We start from the raw sequence: 18,927 nt of genomic DNA, 5'->3' as shown, positions 1-18,927 counted from the left end.
TGTGATTAATAAAGACCGATTACTTTCCACCAGATACCACCAACAACGGCCCAGATGACCAGTTGCAGCAGTCCCATGATGAAGCCCAGACCCCACCATTTCGGCAGAGACACGTGACCAGCACCGAACAGAATCGGGGCAGGGCCAGTACCGTAGTGAGTGACGCCGCCCATCAGGTTGGAGATTACCCCGAAGATGATGGCAGCCATCAGACCAGGCGCACCCATCTGCACTGCGACTGCCAGGAATACTGAATACAGTGCGGCAACATGTGCAGTAGATGAAGCGAAAGCATAGTGGATGTAGTAGTAAATCAGTGCCAGAGCCAGCAGTGCTACCGGCCAATCCAGACCTGTCAGGTGAGCGGCAATGCTGCCACCAAACCATTTGATTAGCCCCAGTTTATTGAGGAAGGTGGCCATCATTACCAGCGCTGAGAACCAAGTCAGAGTGTTCCACGCACCTTTTTCTTTCAGTACGTCATCCCAGGTTAATACGTTGGCATTTACCAGCAGTGCTAAACCGATCATGGCGGCAGTGGTGCCATGCAGGCCAAATGATGGGCCAGCGATCCACAGTCCAATCAACGCGATGAAAGTTCCCAGTGTGACCCACTCAGAAGTTTTCATTTTGCCCATATCGGCCAGCGCTTTGGCGGCGATCTGTGGCGCTTGTGGCGTTGCGGTGATCGATGGTTTGTTCAGCATATACGCGAACAGTGGCATCAGGATCAGACCAACAAGACCGGGAACGATGGCTGCTAACGCCCACTGACCCCAGCTGATGTCAATACCCATATCGGCTGCGAGTTTTGCTGCCAATGGGTTAGCCGCCATGCCTGTCAGGAACATCGCACCAGTAATGGTGGTGCCATGGAATACGGTAGTCATCAGGAAGCTACCCAGTTTACCAGAGGTACCCTCTTCGGCTTTTGAACCGTAAGCATCTGCGACAGAGTTTGCCAGTGGGAATACGATACCACCGGTACGTGCGGTATTAGATGGAATGGCAGGTGCCAGAATAAAATCTGTCATCAGCAGACCATAGGACAGGGTCAAGGTTCGTTTCCCCATCAGGCGCATAAAGATATAGCCGATGCGGGCCCCAAGTCCGCTCTTAATGAACGCTCTTGAAATAAAGAACGCCATTACAATCAGCCAAATAGTCGTGTTAGAGAAGCCAGTCATCGCTTCTTTGATGGACAAGGTTCCGGTGACGGCGGTTGCGGTGATGCCACAGATTGCCACTGCACCCATTGGGATAGGCTCTAGGATCAGGCCCAGTACAGTAGCAACGAAGATCGCCAGCAGATGCCAGGCTTTGGGATCAACACTAGCAGGTGCAGGAGTCAGCCAAATGCCGACAGCAACTGCCAGGATTACCAGCCATGAGATGATTTTTTTATTCATGGTAAGCACCAATTTTAATTAATAGAAATAATTGCGTTTAACTTGGTTTAATTAACTTTTACCAGGTATGACAACCTGAGCTGCGAAGTAACATTAACTGAATCAGTAATTAAAATTGGGGAGGGAAATTCATATGTAACTTTGTTTGCTTTTTGCTTTTTTCGTAGTTTTGTAACTTATAATTGCTTATGAAAGATAAAGTATTTGATTGTAACTCTATTATATTAAACGATATTTTAATTATCTGTTGAATTTATTGATAAAGTTGGTCGATAGCGCTTATATGATGATATCGATATTCGCTGTCCAACCAATTTTTATATTTATAAAAATCTTTAATTAATATTAATCTTCGCCAATATAAGTGAATTATTAAATTGTGACAATGATCCAGTTAACTGAATATTTGAGATCACCATACAGAATTATACCCTGTGATTTATATTATCTATTTAAATTAATTGTATGTGAATCTATTGCGACATGCTGAGTAAGCGTTGAATCGATGTTACAGAATTTGCCCGCGCTTTCTCCACCGGGGCTTTGAATGCCAAGGGGTCAGATAATTCAATTTTATCGAACAATTTGAGCATTAATTGTCGCTTTTCGTTCTATTGCTAAGCCGCTAAGCTGATACCTAACAACAGTTATCAGGAGTCGTACCATGAAAGTCATTCAACAGCTGCGTGCAATGCCTACCCGTGATGGCGATGGTGTGAATATCATGCGCATCGCCGATTTTCAGCGACTGGCGCTGGATCCCTATTTGATGCTGGACGAGATCCGTTCAGATGATGCCAAAGATTACATCGGTGGCTTTCCGCCACATCCGCATCGGGGGATGGAAACGTTTACCTATATCCGTAAAGGGGGATTTGAGCACCGGGATCAACTGGGTAATGTGCGGGCGATCCGCGCTGGTAAAGTGCAATGGATGAGTACCGGCCGTGGTGTGATCCATTCGGAGATGCCGTTGGCAGATGCAGACAATGGTCTGCATGGCTTCCAGATATGGCTCAATATGCCTGCCAAAGACAAGATGCGTCATCCACAGTATCAGGATTCTGGCACCAGTGACCATCCCACATTGAGTGATGGTCATGGGCAGCTATACTTGCTGGCCGGACATTGGCAGTTTGGTAATGAGGCCGCGGATGCCCCACTGATGGGACTGGCCGCCGATGCCGCCATTGCCGATATGACCTTACCTGCAGGTGAGCAATCTCAAATCGAGTTATCGCAGTATAAACTGGTGGCTTTGTATCTGTATCAGGGACAGTTGCTGTTACCCAGTGGCAGCCACATTAACGCTGGCAGTATGTTGTTGCTGGATCCGCAGTATCCACTGCAGTTACAGGCGGGTACTGCAGACTGCGGAATGCTGCTTCTGGCGGGAAATCCTATCGGCGAAAAGGTGGTGCAGATGGGGCCGTTTGTGATGAATACCCAAGCGGAGATTATGCAGGCGATTAACGATTACCAAAGTGGTCAGTTTGGTGAGATAGTTTAAGCAACCACGATAGAAAAGACCGGCAATTGCCGGTCTTTTCTGACTGATTAGCTTTGCAGTATGTGTAACGGCAGACTTAGCATAGTGTCACCACTGCCTGCCAGATGCCAGATCACGCCAACTAATGCGACGACAGTGAGCAGATACCAGCTGGTCGCAACTACCTGACCGTAGCGATCCAGCGGGATCAGATGGCTATTGAGTCGTTGCTTCCATTCCATAATGATTTCCAGTCCACCAATTGCCAGCAGGAAACCCAACAGGGTTAACCCGAGGCGGTAACTGAGATAGATCCCCAGTACCATGCCGGCACAGCAGACGATCAGTCCAATAAAACGGTTTTGTGAAAAGCTGATGCTTTTGATGGTATGGCCACCATCCAATGGCAAAACTGGGAGCAGGTTAAACAGGTTCAGCAATGCATTGAACCCTGCCAGCGCCGCAAAAAATGGATTATGGGTGATGTGATAAGTCACCAGCGCCAGCAATGACAACAATAAGCCGAAAAATGGCCCCATTAACGAAATCACCACATCCTGCCAACGCGTATTAATTTTATCGTCGGTCAAGGCCAAGCCGCCCATGAATGGGATGAGATAGATCCCCTTGGTTTTCATACCAAAATGCTTCATGGCGCGGATATGGCCATATTCGTGAAACATCAGGCAGAACACCAGGGCCAACGCAAACTGGAACGAAAACAACCAGGAATAGGCCGCGACACTGGCTCCGGCCAACACCACTTTAATTACCTTGGCACTTTTAAATAGTTTAAATGCTAGCGATAGCAGACCCAAGGTGCCGGGTTTACTGGCGGTCGCCTGTTGTGGCGGGGCCTGATGTTCCATATCCTTGGCGGTGCGGCGTCCCTCAAGACTGACGTTATCATCAATCAACAACCGGTAGTCCAGCACAAACGGTTGCCAGCGGACATCGGCTTCCAGACGGATTTCCAGTGGCTGAATCTGACCGGTTTGGGTTAATTGAAACACATGCACTTTTAACCCTTCATTGTCAGTGCCTGCCGCCTTTTGTGAGACTAATTGATTATCCCAGTAAAGTTGTTGCCAGCCAGCCAGTGAACCTTCAAGGCGCAGCGGCTTGCCAAGACATTCAATATTCAGTAATTCCACGTGACGTTCCGTCGTGCGAGTAAGTTGAGGGCGATTATGCCCATTGAGCGAAGAGAACTAAAGAGCCTATGTCAGAGATTTGACGAATTGCATCGCATCAGTGATCGAGATGAGCTGTAATTTACTGATACAACAGTTGCCTTCAATTAATGCGTGACGTTGCACTAACTTCTGTAATTGGTCGAGGGAAATGTTGCTGGTAGGGGTGAGGATATTCAGTGGCTGGGTCACGGTTGGCGTCAGTATCCAAGTGAGACCATCACTATCGATTAATCTGTCTCCAGGATTCAGCAGATAAGCTGCACTTTGCCATAGTTGCTGCCAGTCTTGCTGGCTGTCGATATATAGCAGTTCATCTGCGCCACTTTGTTGCAGTAGTGCTGGCCAGCGCGGCATTTGCGCCGCGACTGTACTGGTATCAACCATGATTGTTGTAGTCAAAATTGATTTCGGCGCCTTCATTTTCGACGACGCAAGGACCATATTCCCGCTGGGTTTTCTGCTGTGCATTACCCACATGAATTTCTACATTGGCGTACATGCGACGCTTCACCTCTATGTGGTTTCGATGATAGTAACTATCGCTGTCGCTACGCAGCAACTCAGCCTCAGTTTCTTCCTGAGTCAGCTCGGCTTCAATGCTGTGCTTCTGATCCAGCATCATTTTAACTTGCTCTACCATCACGGAGTCATTCTGCCATTCCGCTTTGGGGGGCAGCTTACGCAGGCGAGATTCCATATCCAGCTTGGCAACTACTAACTGGCGGATACTGTCGTCTAACTCTTTCAGCCGATGTTTCACGTCATCAAGTTTCATGGCGCAATAAAGTTCAGTTTTAGTATCAGCCGTTGCGCCAATGGTGACGGCTTGAATACCTTGTTCTGCCTTTACCCAACCACCGACGAGATCGCCGCGACGGCCACTGCTGTCGCTGACGATAAGCTTGGCATCGGTGATGGTGTGACTGTGCAACAGCTGCTTGGTTACCAACACATCACCCAGGCTTTCCAGATGAGAATATTGCACAAACTGGGCGGTAATCTGGCCTTTAGCATGCAAGTGGGTCGAGAGTTCATTACCCCCCAGCTGGCGGCCAAGTACCCCTTTGCTGACGGTGATATCCCCGTCAGCTTCTAACCTGGACGATTCGACAAATCCCATCACGGTAATGTCACCAGAACTGCGCACCTGCATACCTTCACAGACATCACCGCTGATCAACACACTGCCTTTAAAATCGACGTTACCATAGCTGACATCGACGTTTTTGATCTGCAGTACATCGTCAACCTGCATACCATCGCGGATTTCTACTGGCTGACCAGCGTTAGTGGCTAATAACACATTCGGATTATCGGCAGAGATTTCAGTACCATTGCCAGCTTTTAGCTCCAGGTCTTTACCGGCTTTCGCTGGGATCACCTCACCATTGACGTTGTAGCCGTTAATGCCCGCTGTGGCAGGCGTTTTTACCATGAGCAGATCTTTGGGCCGTACCATAACAACGGAGCCCAGATTGCGCATATCTACCGTGCCATCTTCCCGTTCCTGAGGCTGTAGTAATCGTTCTCTGGCCAGCGGGACTTTACGTTCGAGTTTGGCATGGGTGCCGTTGACGACGGGTTTACCGACCGCGATAACCCCACTGGTACTTTCCCCGGGTTTTAAGGTCGCAGCGGTATGCAGTAACACTTCAATCTTTTGCTTAGACAGTCCCATCGCAACATTTTGCTGCTTAAGCTGCTGTAATACATCGGGCAGCGTGATGGCTTTGCCTCCCCACGGTGCAACGATGGTCATGGTCGCCTGCATTTTATCTTTGGCGACTTCAATCGATATTTGACCATCGCGACGTTCTGCTACACGAAACAGCAGCTCGTGGTTACCTTCTTCTTTTCCCGATAGATTGTTGACGTCTTTCACGGCGATTTTTATCGCCTGTTCAAGCGGCATCATGGCAGAGAATTCAGGCAGTTTGAGGACTTGTCGCAATGCGTCCTCGGTGATAGGACCATGCGTTTGAGGAATAATCTTTAATTCAGCGAACTGACTGTCGCTGCTTACGTGGAGCAGATCTGGCGCCAGCATGATGTTATCCGGGGTAAGTTCGTTATAGTTTTAGGTGATCCGAACCGAGTATAACAATAGTTTTTCGGTTGACGAACCCTTTTGATAACAAACCGCTAACGTGACTGGAATTCTGTCGATGAGGTCTCAATCTGACGACTTTTTGCTCAACGCCGGTTGCGGTAAACCTTGTATTTGTTGTTTTCTGCAATCACCTTAACCTCGCCAAAGTATTCCGCAATGGTGTCAGCATAGGGCAGGTGACGGTTGGCAACGATTTGCCACAAACCTCCGGCTTGCAGATGCTGGAAGCTGTCGGCGACAAAAGTTGTGGCGATATCCGTGGTACTGTTAAGACCATCGTGAAACGGCGGATTGGAAATAATGGCGTCAAATTCACCGCTGACTTGGGCCAGTCCATCCGAAGGGTAAACTTTGCCGCTGAAACCGTTGGCGTCAAGTGTTTGCTGACATGACAGCAACGCCATCGCGTTGATATCGACGCATTCCAACTGTAACTGCGGGTTGAGTTGTAACAGAACGCTGGCAATGACTCCGGCGCCACAACCAAAGTCGAGCACGCGGCCATGCAACGCCGGCAGATGTTGCAGCAATAATTCTGTGCCTTGGTCTAACTGCTTTTCGCTGAATACCCCGGCGACGTTGCAGATGGTCAGCTCACCATTGGTTGTTGAAAGCGTATAACGGCTGGTGAACTGGTTAAGGTCGACGGTTGCCACTGTGCTGTTACGCTCTGCAGAATACAACAGACAATGACGGGCGTTATCCCGTTTAACCGCTGGCGCAAACCACGATGTCGTCTGTTTTTCAAGCGAGCGGATACCGCCTTTATTTTCACCAATCACCAGCAGTTGTCCGCCATTACCTAAATACTGCGCGGCCAATACCAGCAGATATGCCATCAGTGCTTTCGCTTTGGGATAGTAGATAACAACCGTATCAAATTGCTGTGGCTTGGGCAGTTGATGGCCAAAATGCCCGACAACGCCAGCAAGGCTTCCCGCCTGCAGTGCGAGATAATGGTTGTAGTCCAGCGCCAGCGCTGTGACCGCATCACAATGTGTGAGTAACTCGACTGCGCACAGATCGTTCTCATGGTTAAGCAACAGTACGTTGCCTTGCAGATAATCGCTGTTGCGTAGCAATAATTGTGACGGTGAACTGAGCACTGGTCGTGTCCAATAGAATTTAAAGGCAGCTATTATAGCCAAAGGCGGAGAGCTAAGGGAATGTGAGTGTAAAAGAGCAGCCATGCAGCTGCTCTTTTCGGGGGAAAATCAGTTAGCCATTGCCGGGGTCGCGGCCGGCACTGTCGCCGCAGTCGATTTTTTGGGTTTTGGCAACAGGCTGGCCAGCTTATTGGCGATATCGGTATTATCCTGATTGCCGATGAACAGCTCGGCGCCTGGGCCAGACGCAAACACCTGCACATCCACGCCAGTATGACCACCGGTAGTCCAACCGGTATTTGAACGCAGATCAATCTCATGTTTGAGTGCTTGTGCCAGCACATCTTTTCCTTGCATGCGGGCATGATCAAAGCGCGCTTTCAGGTCATCAGTTAAGGCGAAGCCCAAACCGTCAGCCAGTGGCTGTTGCCAGTTATCGTTGGCGATTGCGGTGGCAGCGAGAGTCTCCGGACTGGCTTTTACCGCCTGAATCACCTCAGGATCCCACGCATATTTCCCATCGCGCCCGATAGACAGACCGCCAGTGTTATGGTCGGCAGTTACCACCATCAGGGTATCAGGATGGTTTCTGACGAATTGCTCAACCGCTTCAACCGCATGCGCAAATTCGTCCATTTCGCCCATAGCCGCAACGATATCATTATCGTGACCAGCCCAGTCAATTTGACTGCCTTCTATCATCAACACAAAGCCTTGCGTGTTTTGTGACATCAGCTCCAGTGCTTTATTGGTCATGGCGGTGAGACGATGGGCATCAGGTTCATCCACTACCCATGGGAGTTGCACGTCCGCAAACAGGCCAAGCACTTTAGGTTGGGTAACAGTGGCTAATTGATTGAAATCATTTAACACCTGATACCCCTTGGTTTTAAAGGCATCCAGCATGGCCGGGGTAAAGTATTTCTGTCCCCCCCCAAGGATCACATCCGCATCAGTATTGATATAACTGCTGGCAATTTCATCGTAGTTCTTTCGACTTTCATTGTGGGTAAGAAAGGCCGCCGGGGTGGCATGGTTCACCTGGCAGGTAACCGCCACACCAGTACTGAGACCGCGCTTCTTCGCTTTCTCCATAATGGTTTCCAGTGGCTGCTTCTGCAGATCAACGGAAATCGCCCCATTATATGACTTACTACCTGTTGCCAGTGCGGTAGCCGCAGCAGCAGAATCAGTCACATAACCACTGACTCTGGCGGGATAGGTGCTTGCCATACCGACCAGCAATCTGTCGAATACAGTCTGCTCTACTTCTTCGGTATCTGGATTATCTTTGAAGTAACGATAGGCCGTAGTGTAGGACGGGCCCATACCATCACCAATCATGATGATCATATTTTTCGGTCGTGAAGGCGTCTGGCTCGGTGCCAGCATATCCTCGGCCATCGTGGCAAAGGGTAATAACAGTGCCAGCGCCAACACTGACAGTTGCTTAAACTTCATCATAGATCCTTGCTGTTAGTGGCTGACACGCCGTTCAATGGCATCCATTAACATGCCGGTGATATCTACATCAAATGCCGCTTCAATTTCTCTGACACAAGTTGGGCTGGTGACGTTGATTTCGGTGAGCTTATCGCCAATCACATCCAGACCGACGAAAATCAGGCCGCGTTTTTTGAGTTCCGGACCAATGGCTTTGGCAATTTTCCAATCACTATCTGACAATGGCTGAGCAACCCCTGCACCGCCTGCGGCCAGATTGCCGCGGGTTTCCCCTTTTTGTGGAATTCGAGCAAGACAGAACGGCACCGGTTCACCATCAATCACCAGAATGCGCTTGTCACCTTTGGTAATTTCCGGAATATACACCTGCGCCATCGCGTAATTGTGGCCATAGTGCGTGAGGGTTTCGATGATCACTCCGACGTTGGGGTCATCTTGTTTGACGCGGAAAATGGAAGTGCCACCCATGCCATCCAGCGGTTTGAGAATGATATCGCTGTGTTGGCGATGAAACTCGCGGATGCGTTTTGCGTCACGGGTCACCAGCGTAATGGGGGTGAATTCACTGAACCAAGCCGTAAACAGCTTTTCGTTGGCATCCCGCAAGCTTTGTGGTTTGTTAACGATCAGTACGCCGGCTTCTTCAGCCCGTTCCAACATATAAGTGGCATAGATATATTCGGTATCAAATGGCGGGTCCTTGCGCATCAGGATGACATCGAGCTCACTTAACGGCAGTTCCTGACGGTCGCCTAAGGTGTACCAGTTGTGAGGATACTGACGTACTTCTACGGTGCGCATACTGGCAACCGGTATCCCGGATTCCATCGCGAGATCCTGCATTTCCATGTAATACAACTGATAGCCGCGCTTCTGTGCTGCCAGAAGCATAGCGAAACTGGTGTCTTTCTTGATATTGATGTCCTTGATAGGGTCCATCAGGATGCCAAGCTTGATCATGTTACTTTCCTTTAAAGCGGGATTAACCCAAATCACCGAAGTGCAGTTGCAGTGCGGTGATAGCTGTCAGTGCTGCTGTTTCTGTACGCAGCACTCTGGGCCCCAGTAGCACTTCGGTAAAGTTGTGTTGTTCAGTCATGCTTATCTCTTGATCAGATAAGCCACCTTCAGGACCGATCAACAATCTGATTTTATGGTTGGTTAAGGGCAGTTTATTAATACCGTGACTGGCCCGCGGATGCAGGTTCAGTTTCAGTGCGCCATCGTTCTCTGTACACCAGTCCAACAATTCCATTGCCGGGCGGACTTGCGGAATGACACTGCGGCCACACTGTTCACAGGCACTGATTACAATTTTCTGCCATTGCTGGATTTTCTTGTCCAACCTTTCGCCATTTAGTTTGACGCCGCAACGCTCTGAAAACAATGGGGTGATGGTATTGACGCCTAATTCAACCGATTTCTGCAAGGTAAAATCCATACGATCCCCGCGGGAAATCACCTGACCAAGATGCAGATCCAAGGGCGATTCCGATGAATTAGCCTGCTGTGATAGTACATCCACAATGACCGACTTTTTATCAGCTTGCTGGATCCGGGCTGGGTAATCCATACCGTCGCCATTAAATAGGCAGACCTCTTCGCCGGGATTCATCCGTAATACGCGACCGATATGGGCTGCCGCTTCCTCTTCCAGCGGTAAAGCATGACCGGGGGAAATAGCACCGCTGTGGTAAATTCTCGGGACTCTCATAACGATTTCCTGCTGGGGTTACTGGGCTATTTTGCCGGAATTTCCTCGGCGTAAACAGACTGATTGGACATAGATGTTGTGATTTCCCTGAACTTTTGCAATGGCTTCATCACGCTGGCATTCATTGTTACTCACCGGGTAACTGCGATTCCACACGTTAAACAGCTTTTGTTGCGCCGATGCTAACGGTAACTGATAGGTGTCGTGCATATACAGATAGGCTCGGGCAATAGCGCCGCGGGCGCGTTCAGGCGGCTGAACCTTCTTGCCTTTAAAATCGACCACCATCTCGCACTGACCATATTGGCCTGCTTGTGCATTCCACTGACTGAAACGGTAATTAGAGCGATCGCCGTTGACTTCGCCAATCGCCGGTACCAGATTGTGCAGATCGGACTCCATCAGGTTAAAGCGTTGGCTGGTGTTTTCGCAGTATTTGCGACCCCCCTGTTGCCAGCATTGCAACTGGTGACCAAATTCCCATGCCGGAACAATATGCTCCCATTCAATGCGAGATGCTCGAGCCGGTTGTTTGCGTGGTTGAAAACCACAGGAGTGCCAGTCCGGTTGCCAGCGCTTCTGGCTGCTGTCGATACGACATCCACAGTAAAAAGTATTGTTGACGGCGAGGCCTTGATAAAGTTTGGTTGCCTGCTGTTTGGCTTCGCGAAAATTTTCTGCGCGTTGCGCCAGTGCTGGTTGCCACCAAAGCAATAGCAACACCGACGCCATCAGTTGCCTGAGGCGTAAAGAACTCAATTTGTTCCCCTGAAAATACAACTTATGCCAGGGGTACTCGTCGCAGCCACTGGCTTGTAATAGTGCCGCTGATACTAAAAGAAGCTTGTTTTATTAGCAAATACTGCCGTGTCATTCGGTGGGTTGTAACCATTGACCGCAACTGCGACAACAGTATTGCACCTGACCCCGCAGCACTTTATTGTGGCGGCGAATGCTGAGTTCAACTTCTCCGCAAGCACAACGGTAAGCCTTCCCTTTAGATGTGACCGAACGAGTATCAAAACTGTGGGTGGCATTACCTGGTAGTTGATAGAGGGTTTGCATCAGTTGCCGCCATTCTTTGCCATGGGGACGAACTCGTCCATACAGTTGGTGACACAGCAGATGGCAGATTTCATGGGGTACCACTTCGCTCAGGAAAGCGTCAGCATTTTCCTTAAGTAATACCGGGTTAAAGCGCAATTTATTCAGTTGCAGATGGGCCGTTCCCGCCGCTTTCCCTCGCAATTTAAAGGTAATTTCTGGGCGTGGGAAATGCTGTTTGAGCTGCTGTTCTGCTTGTTGGTAACGGGCTTCAACCGTCTGTAGCAGTTGTTGTTCAAGCGATGTTAAGGTGGAAACGGTGGGTGATGACACCTTGGGTGTTGCGTGATTAAAAAAAGAATGCCACATATTCCGCGTGTAAAAGTTATCAGGATATAGCGGGGCCTTAGCCCCGCAGATCAATTACAGTGTTGCTGCGGCAGCTTCCAGCATTGCTTTAAACTGCGCAACAATTTTTTGTTCAGTTGCGGCATCATAGCCAGCAACGCGCGGTGTGTGAATATGTCCGGTCGGAATATTGCTACCTAACTGATCTCGAAGCAGAATTGCACGGTAGGAAATTTCGTTAGAAAGATAGCCACCGCCTGAACCTTCAACCGCAGTGCTGTTCTGCAATTCTGCCAGACTGCCAGCTTCAAACGTGCCGCGTTGCAGAGTAGTTACAGTGCGATTGTCATTGATTTTCCAGTCGCCGCTGACCGATTGAATCGCGGTGACAGGTAAGGAAAACTCCACAAAATCTGGCCCGTTTAAGGTTTTACCGTCTAATTTAGGTGCCAGCGGATGTTCTTTATCGGCACCGGTCATCACGTTGCGGTTGTCTGGTGCTTTGGCCGAGCGATTACGACCGGGGAATCGTTCAATATCAAAATCGCTGCGGCCCATGCTGACGGTCACCACCATATCGACTTGATGGTCGCGATATACCGGCGTCAGCAAAGATTCGATGATACCTTCATCAAAATCAGCAAAACGTACCGGGATCATGACAGTTTCTACCTGTACTTGTTTGCCATTCACCTTAAACCGATAACCATCCAGTGCTAATGCAACCATACCTGATGGATTGCTTTGTTCAATATGGCGGTCAAGGAAAAAGGGGTCAAATCCGGTCAACAGGATTTTTATCTGAACGTCATCGGCAAAGTTGATGTCACTGAATCCTCGAGAGGATTTTTCGACCGCCTTTACCAAAATATCTTTCTGCCAACCAGCAATGTTGAAGGCGGGACGATCTTTGGTGAGTAACGAACGCATCTTCAGTCTGCTCCAGTACAAGGAGCGATCATCATAATGTCCAGCAGTGACATCTCTCACCGCTTGTTGCCATAGACGTTGTCCTTGATGCGCAACCATCTGCGTGACTTTCAGTTCATCTTTTTGCTGATGATACTTATCTGCCAGGTCATTCACGAAAGCATGATAACGGCTCACGACCTCTGGCATGGCTTGTTCGGCTTTAGGGATTCGGTCCTCTTCAACACCGGCTACCGCTGGTAAGGACAACAATAACGCGGTGAGCAGACCGGCGATGTGGCTGGGCTTCAACATGGCATTTCCTTTGAACGATATTGTTATAAGTCAGTGATCCAATCATTGCGGTTAAGTATGCACCAGTCAGGGGGCTGCGCCAACAAAACATCGGAATTTTCCAATTTGAATAATGAGTTACATCATTAACGATTGTAGTGACTCTTGACTGTTAAACCGTTTGGTAAAGAAATCCAGAAACACGCTGATGTTAGTCGCCAGCTGACGGCGACTGGAGTACACACCATAGACCTTAAAAGGTTCAATGGGCCACTCCTGCAGGATTGGAACAAGAGCTCCACGCGCTAACTCATTCTTACACACCGCATGAGACACCATGGCGATACCGAAGTCATCAAGCGCTAGTTGCTTTACCATGGTGGCACTGTTAACCCGCGCTTTACGCCGAAAACTGGCCATGGATTTACGACTCCCTTTGCCTAATGGCCAGATAGGGGCAGAACGCAAGGTTCCCATTAAAATGCCATCGTGTTGCGCCAGCTCTTTCGGTGTTGCAGGTGTGCCATGTGCTTTCAGGTAACCCGGGCTTGCGACCAAAATAGGTTGGCGCTCAAACAGCAGCCTTGCCACTAAATCGGATGATTGCAACGGTCCATATTTAATCGCGATATCGTAGCCTTCACCCACCAGTCCAACATCGACATCAGTAAATTGCACATCCAGTTCCACTGCAGGGTAAAGCCGCATAAAGCCACTACACAGGTTCGCAATCACTTCCTGGCTAAAAGAAACCGGAATCGCAATCCGTAACAGACCAGAAACATCGTTATGGGTGTTTTCAACCGTGGCTTGGGCAGCTTCTACTTCGTTACAAATCGTCTGACAATGTTGGTAAAATAATGCGCCAACCTGCGTTAGACTGATAGAACGGGTATTACGTTGTAGTAGTCGTACGCCAAGCTCTTGTTCCAGCTGGGCAATTTTACGGCTAATAGTGGATTTAGGCAGGCCAGTATCTCTTGCTGCTTGAGAGAATCCTTCTGCTCTGACCACTGCAGCAAATAGTAGCATCCCATTCAAATCTGTCATATTTTTCCGACTGTCTCAAAAATGGAACAAAGCGTCTAAGGCAGTTTAATGGCAATGAAGTAGATAACAAAGTTATATTTATTGGCTGTACGTATAATTTAGAGGCTTAGCAGAGGATCTTTTTGATGACCACCAATAAGCAGCCCGAAAACTCGACTCAAGCTCTAACGCCAGATCCATTGTTTCTTCATGCAGAACATCTGGCCAAGGACTTCTCTCTATTTCCCGAGCATAGTAAAAAAAGTCTGTCTGATGAAATCAACGGACTGTTGGATGACGAAGACATCCAAAGCAATCTTAAATCGTTGGCGCTGTTGGATGTGGACGGCTATGTTGCCAAAGTCATCCAACCAACCTTGGACAAAAATCGTCCTGGAGCCAAACGCATTATCGCCGATCTGAAAGGCAAGATGATCGTCGAAAAACACAACGGCCCTTTTTATTCTGCTGAAGTTGAATTGAACTTCGGTGGTCGTAACCGTCGTGTCGGATTTATTGCTCAAGAACGCACGACCTCTAATGGTGCCTGGATGCCTGAGCACCATTTAATGTGTTGTGAAGCAATTCGCCACTTTGCCGAACTGTCATTGCCAATCGTTTACTTTATCGACACCCCAGGGGCCGATGCCGGTGAAGTCGCTAACAGTCACAACCAAGCGCATTCCATCTCTCGTGCCATCGCTGAAAGCGCTAACGTGGACGTGCCAACAGTCGGTATTGTTATCGGCGCGGGATATTCCGGTGGTGCGATTCCTCTAGCCGCAGCTAACATCCTGCTGTCGGTACGTGACGGTATCTTTAATACTATTCAGCCACAGGGGCTGCAGAGTATTGCACGTAAATACAACCTTTCATGGCAGGAATGCGCTAAGTCAGTCGGTGTTTCTCCGGAAGAGCTTTATACCGGGGGATGTATTGACGGTATTATTGATTTCTCACCATCTGATCGCGATGAACGCCAGCACAATCTCCGCCGCGCCATTATCAGTGGTATTGAAGCGGTAGAACGTGCGGCGGTTGCTTTCGTGAAAGAATCTGAAGATCTGCGTGAGCATTACAAGCGCAGTCTTAATCGTTTTCTTTATCCTTCCAAAAATCTGCAGGCTCTTGAAGATGCAGTGCATATGTCACTGGCGAGCAGCCCGACGATGCATCTTAACTTGTTTGGCAGTGCCTATCGCTATTTGCGTTACCTGACTGCTCGCAGCCGTATCCACTCCATTTCAATGGAGCAGTATGGCCGTCTGTCTAAGGTCAGTGTTCCGGAAGGTGATCTGCGCGCTCGTATCCAGAAAGAGCAGGAAAAGGTGTTCCAGTCTTGGTTATCCAATCCTGACAAGCTGGTTTATGACGAAGAACTGGCGAAACTCTGGAACAACTTTATTGCCAAGCGCGACGAAGTTGCAACTGAACGTAATATGCTGACCCGCTTGATTTTGGGTGAGCCGAAAGAAAACTACAAAAAGGCTCGTAAAGCGCTGTTGTTCAACATTGGCTGGAGCCTGTATCACCGTTGGAAGAGTAACGCTGCCAACAACTTCAAAGGCTTGATCCATTATTTGGAAACCCTGCCCGGCGAAGTCACCCAAACGCCGTGGCCAGAATTGAATCAGCTGACATTGCTGGATGTTGTGGTCAATGAAGAGTTGCGTGAAGACTTTATCTGGCAGTGTTACAACATTCTGATCTTCAACGCTCTTTACGATAATGTGGTTGGTAATCTGGCCTCTATCGCAAAAGAAGCGATGATGAACAAGAGTTTGTCCCGTTCTTCAGTTGATGGTTTGCTGCACAAGTCGATTGACCGTGCAATCTCGACTCAAGATACCGCCAACGATAAGAGCAAATTCTATAAGTGGCTAAAGTACTTTATGTCTCAGGCCAACCGTGCAGAATTGCTGACCAAAACCGAACAGTGGAAGAGTGTGGGTTTCCCGCAACTTAACAACAGTCTGTTCGTGATCCTGACGTACTTCTTTGAACGTCTGCTGCCGGAATATTTCGACAGTGAAGAAGACAATACCCAGTACACTGGTGCAATTAACCCGGTACGTATTGGTCGCCGCAAAGATTTCTGGAACCGTCTCACCATGGGCTATCAGGATCTGTTGATCCAGAAAGTGCTGCGTGAAGAAAAGAAAGCCGGCAAGATGACCTGGGGCAATATTATTGACCAGTTCTTCTCCAAGTTTGATGAGCTGAATGGCGATAAGATGACTGCCAATTCATTGAACTTCCCTGGTTTCCGTCTTTCCATTGAAGATGCGCTGGATAAAGGTATTCGTCCTTGCGGATTGATTACCGGCATGGCCAATTTCAATCACCATGGCAAGAAAATCCGGGTCGGGGTAGCCGTATCTAATACCGCGTTCCAGGCCGGGGCTTTTGATATGGCCAGCGCTGAGAAATTCTCTGCGCTGCTGATTGAATGTGCCAAACGCCATATGCCGGTGATATGTTTTATCAGTTCAGGTGGTATGCAGACTAAAGAAGGTGCTTCAGCGCTGTTTTCGATGGCTGTGGTTAACGACCGTCTGACCCGTTTCATCCGTGATAACGAATTGCCGGTGTTGATGTTTGGCTTCGGTGACTGTACCGGTGGTGCTCAGGCATCGTTCGTGACTCATCCATTGGTACAGACCTATTACATGTCTGGTACCAATATGCCGTTTGCTGGGCAGATGGTGGTTCCGGCTTATCTGCCGTCGACTTCAACACTGTCAAACTATTTGTCTAAAGTGCCGGGTGCGATGAATGGTCTGGTGCTTAATCCATTTAGTAATACGCTGGATGAGCAACTGCAGAGCATTGATCCTTTGATGCCGATGCCAACAGAAAGCATTGAAGACGTGATTTCTGGTGCATTGTCTTCATTGGTAGCTACTTCGCATGAAACCACTGCCGATGAAATTGTGCAGGATGATCCACGTGCGCTGATGAAGCCGATCAATAAGGTCTTGATCCATGCTCGTGGTTGTACCGCTGTGAAATTGATCCGTAAGGCACATGACAACAACATCAATGTGGTGCTGGTGGCTTCCGATCCGGATATGACAGCGGTGCCTGCAGAGATGCTGACTGCAAACGATAAGTTGGTTTGTCTTGGCGGTAACACTTCGGATGAATCATATCTCAACGCCTACTCAGTGTTGCGCGTTGCTGATTACGAGAAAGTGGATGCGTTGCACCCGGGTATCGGGTTCCTCTCAGAAAGTCCACAATTTGCGGCGTTGTGTGTGAACAACGGCGTCAACTTCGTTGGTCCTAGTGTTAACTCCATGACCACCATGGGTAATAAGTCCAACGCTATTAAGACCTCTCAGTCACAAAATGTGCCGGTAGTACCAGGGTCTCACGGTATTCTGACCAATGCTGAGCAGGCGGTGAACGTTGCCAACGAAATCGGTTACCCTGTGCTGTTGAAAGCGGTACAAGGCGGTGGTGGTAAAGGTATTCAGGTTGTGCGGCGTCCAGAGGACATGATTGGCCTGTTCCAGAAAACGTCTACTGAGGCAGCAGCAGCTTTCGGTAACGGCGACCTGTATCTGGAAAAATACGTTACTTCTCTGCGTCATATTGAAGTGCAGTTGCTACGTGATAAGTTTGGCAACACCAAAGTGTTGGGTATTCGTGACTGCTCAGTTCAGCGCAACAACCAGAAGGTGATTGAAGAATCTGGTTCTACCATGTTGCCTGATGAACTGAAGCAAAAAGTGATGAAGTACACTGAGGCTTTAGGTAATGCCACTGATTACACCGGCGCGGGTACCGTAGAGTACATCTACAACCTGGACGCGAACGAAGTGTATTTCATGGAAATGAATACCCGTTTACAGGTAGAGCATCCAGTTACTGAAGTGACCTCTGGTATCGATATCGTCAGTGCGCAATTTGATATTGCCGCTGGGCGTTCAATTGAAAAACTGCAACCCAAAGAATTGGGGTACGCTGTTGAAGTGCGTGTGACTGCTGAAAAAGCGGCACTGGATAGCCATGGCGTATTGCAGTTGGTGCCAAACCCAGGGTTGATCACCGAATGCGTTATGCCTCAGCGTGATAACGTTGAAGTGATCTCGATTGCTGCCGAAGGTAAGGAAGTTTCTCCGTACTACGATAGCCTGATTGCGCAGATCATTATTCATGGTGAAGACCGTGAAGATACTATCAACAAGATGCTGGACTATCTGGATAGTGTCGTGATTAAAGGTATTGCGACTAACATTCCATTGCTGAAACGCATTTTGAGTGACCGCACTTTCCGTGATGGTGTTTACGACACTAACTATCTGCCCCGCTTGATGGCTGAGCTGGATATTCCGGCGCTGATTGCTGAGATGGAAGCAGCTGCAGAAACGCAGGGCGTTGATACTGAATCCTTGCGTGTTGGGGAGTCTAATGAGCTGAAAGTGTTGGCACAAGGTGCTGGTATTTTCTACACCTCTCCCGCACCTGGTGAAGCAGACTTTGTGAAAGAAGGTGACATTGTGACTGTGGAACAGACACTAGCACTGACCGAAGCAATGAAGATGTTCTCTCAAATGACGCTGGCAGGCTTTAACCGTAAGGGGGCTGTGCTGTATCCGGAAGATAAGAAGTATCGCATTGAGCGTATTCTTAACGGTAACGGGCAGCAGGTATCTCAGGGCGATCTGTTGTTTGTGGTGTCACCTGTAGAAGAGTAAATCGTAACTTGCTTAAAAAAGCCCGCAGATGCGGGCTTTTTTATTGTCAGCCCAAAACCACCTACTTCAGTAGGTGGTTATCATTCATGAAAGGGCTTTGCCCGTATATCTA

General features: G+C 48.8%; 14 protein-coding genes. 2 read left to right on the top strand and 12 right to left on the bottom strand.

The features are described 5' to 3' along the window. Positions 1–5 precede the first annotated feature (5 nt). Positions 6–1,409 (bottom strand): anion permease, encoded by a 1,404-nt coding sequence (locus PY479_RS14625; protein ID WP_212594316.1) that lies wholly within the window; start codon positions 1,407–1,409, stop codon positions 6–8. 664 nt (positions 1,410–2,073) lie between these two features. Here PY479_RS14625 and PY479_RS14620 point away from each other — a divergent pair. Then, positions 2,074–2,919 carry a pirin family protein gene (locus tag PY479_RS14620; protein WP_275484209.1) on the top strand — a complete coding sequence of 282 codons (846 nt, stop codon included), beginning with the start codon at positions 2,074–2,076 and terminating at the stop codon, positions 2,917–2,919. A 47-nt stretch (positions 2,920–2,966) separates the two neighbouring features. On the opposite strand, the gene PY479_RS14615 is transcribed toward PY479_RS14620, so the two are convergent. The 11 genes from PY479_RS14615 to PY479_RS14565 all read right to left on the bottom strand — a co-directional run bounded on the left by PY479_RS14615 (position 2,967) and on the right by PY479_RS14565 (position 14,133). Further along, a complete protein-coding gene (locus PY479_RS14615; protein ID WP_275484208.1) occupies positions 2,967–4,052 on the bottom strand; it encodes a site-2 protease family protein in 1,086 nt (361 codons plus the stop codon). A 66-nt stretch (positions 4,053–4,118) separates the two neighbouring features. After that, complete coding sequence (locus PY479_RS14610; protein WP_275484207.1) at positions 4,119–4,493, bottom strand: DUF4144 family protein; 375 nt, start codon at positions 4,491–4,493, stop codon at positions 4,119–4,121. Then, on the bottom strand, positions 4,471–6,141 hold the full coding sequence (locus PY479_RS14605) for a FapA family protein (protein WP_275484206.1): 1,671 nt from the start codon (positions 6,139–6,141) through the stop codon (positions 4,471–4,473). The genes PY479_RS14610 and PY479_RS14605 overlap by 23 nt, the downstream gene beginning before the upstream one ends. Positions 6,142–6,287: 146 nt before the next feature. Continuing rightward, positions 6,288–7,310: a class I SAM-dependent methyltransferase gene (locus PY479_RS14600; RefSeq protein ID WP_275484205.1), complete on the bottom strand. Its 1,023-nt coding sequence runs from the start codon at positions 7,308–7,310 to the stop codon at positions 6,288–6,290. A gap of 108 nt (positions 7,311–7,418) precedes the next feature. Further along, entirely contained in the window at positions 7,419–8,771 is a 1,353-nt protein-coding gene (locus PY479_RS14595) for an alkaline phosphatase (protein WP_275484228.1), read from the bottom strand. 15 nt (positions 8,772–8,786) lie between these two features. After that, positions 8,787–9,734 carry a glutathione synthase gene (gene gshB / locus PY479_RS14590; RefSeq protein WP_275484204.1) on the bottom strand — a complete coding sequence of 316 codons (948 nt, stop codon included), beginning with the start codon at positions 9,732–9,734 and terminating at the stop codon, positions 8,787–8,789. 22 nt (positions 9,735–9,756) lie between these two features. Then, positions 9,757–10,488, bottom strand: coding sequence for a 16S rRNA (uracil(1498)-N(3))-methyltransferase (gene rsmE, locus PY479_RS14585; protein ID WP_275484203.1), 732 nt, complete (start codon positions 10,486–10,488; stop codon positions 9,757–9,759). Between the two features lie 18 nt (positions 10,489–10,506). Then, positions 10,507–11,220 carry an endonuclease gene (locus PY479_RS14580; RefSeq protein WP_275484227.1) on the bottom strand — a complete coding sequence of 238 codons (714 nt, stop codon included), beginning with the start codon at positions 11,218–11,220 and terminating at the stop codon, positions 10,507–10,509. A 138-nt stretch (positions 11,221–11,358) separates the two neighbouring features. Further along, positions 11,359–11,901 (bottom strand): SprT family zinc-dependent metalloprotease, encoded by a 543-nt coding sequence (locus PY479_RS14575; protein ID WP_212594308.1) that lies wholly within the window; start codon positions 11,899–11,901, stop codon positions 11,359–11,361. Positions 11,902–11,955: 54 nt separating this feature from the next. After that, a complete protein-coding gene (locus PY479_RS14570) occupies positions 11,956–13,104 on the bottom strand; it encodes a hypothetical protein (RefSeq protein WP_212594307.1) in 1,149 nt (382 codons plus the stop codon). Between the two features lie 117 nt (positions 13,105–13,221). Then, positions 13,222–14,133, bottom strand: a complete 912-nt coding sequence (locus PY479_RS14565; RefSeq protein ID WP_275484202.1) for a LysR family transcriptional regulator — start codon at positions 14,131–14,133, stop codon at positions 13,222–13,224. A 125-nt stretch (positions 14,134–14,258) separates the two neighbouring features. On the opposite strand from PY479_RS14565, the gene PY479_RS14560 reads away from it, so the two are divergent. Then, on the top strand, positions 14,259–18,815 hold the full coding sequence (locus PY479_RS14560) for a biotin carboxylase N-terminal domain-containing protein (protein WP_275484201.1): 4,557 nt from the start codon (positions 14,259–14,261) through the stop codon (positions 18,813–18,815). Positions 18,816–18,927: the final 112 nt, after the last annotated feature.

The sequence above is a fragment of the Shewanella sp. A32 genome (assembly GCF_029167175.1).
GTDB lineage: Bacteria > Pseudomonadota > Gammaproteobacteria > Enterobacterales > Shewanellaceae > Shewanella > Shewanella yunxiaonensis.
The sequence above is the reverse complement of the archived record's forward strand: the minus strand, read 5'-3'. Positions and strand labels throughout refer to the sequence as shown.

Bases quoted from the DNA above. Each gene is read 5' to 3' on its own strand.
- PY479_RS14625 (WP_212594316.1), bottom strand. From the start codon at position 1,409: ATGAATAAAAAAATCATCTCATGGCTGGTAATCCTGGCAGTTGCTGTC.
- PY479_RS14620 (WP_275484209.1), top strand. From the start codon at position 2,074: ATGAAAGTCATTCAACAGCTGCGTGCAATGCCTACCCGTGATGGCGAT.
- PY479_RS14605 (WP_275484206.1), bottom strand. From the start codon at position 6,141: ATGCTGGCGCCAGATCTGCTCCACGTAAGCAGCGACAGTCAGTTCGCT.
- PY479_RS14595 (WP_275484228.1), bottom strand. From the start codon at position 8,771: ATGAAGTTTAAGCAACTGTCAGTGTTGGCGCTGGCACTGTTATTACCC.
- gshB (WP_275484204.1), bottom strand. From the start codon at position 9,734: ATGATCAAGCTTGGCATCCTGATGGACCCTATCAAGGACATCAATATC.
- rsmE (WP_275484203.1), bottom strand. From the start codon at position 10,488: ATGAGAGTCCCGAGAATTTACCACAGCGGTGCTATTTCCCCCGGTCAT.
- PY479_RS14580 (WP_275484227.1), bottom strand. From the start codon at position 11,220: ATGGCGTCGGTGTTGCTATTGCTTTGGTGGCAACCAGCACTGGCGCAA.
- PY479_RS14575 (WP_212594308.1), bottom strand. From the start codon at position 11,901: ATGTGGCATTCTTTTTTTAATCACGCAACACCCAAGGTGTCATCACCC.
- PY479_RS14570 (WP_212594307.1), bottom strand. From the start codon at position 13,104: ATGTTGAAGCCCAGCCACATCGCCGGTCTGCTCACCGCGTTATTGTTG.
- PY479_RS14565 (WP_275484202.1), bottom strand. From the start codon at position 14,133: ATGACAGATTTGAATGGGATGCTACTATTTGCTGCAGTGGTCAGAGCA.
- PY479_RS14560 (WP_275484201.1), top strand. From the start codon at position 14,259: ATGACCACCAATAAGCAGCCCGAAAACTCGACTCAAGCTCTAACGCCA.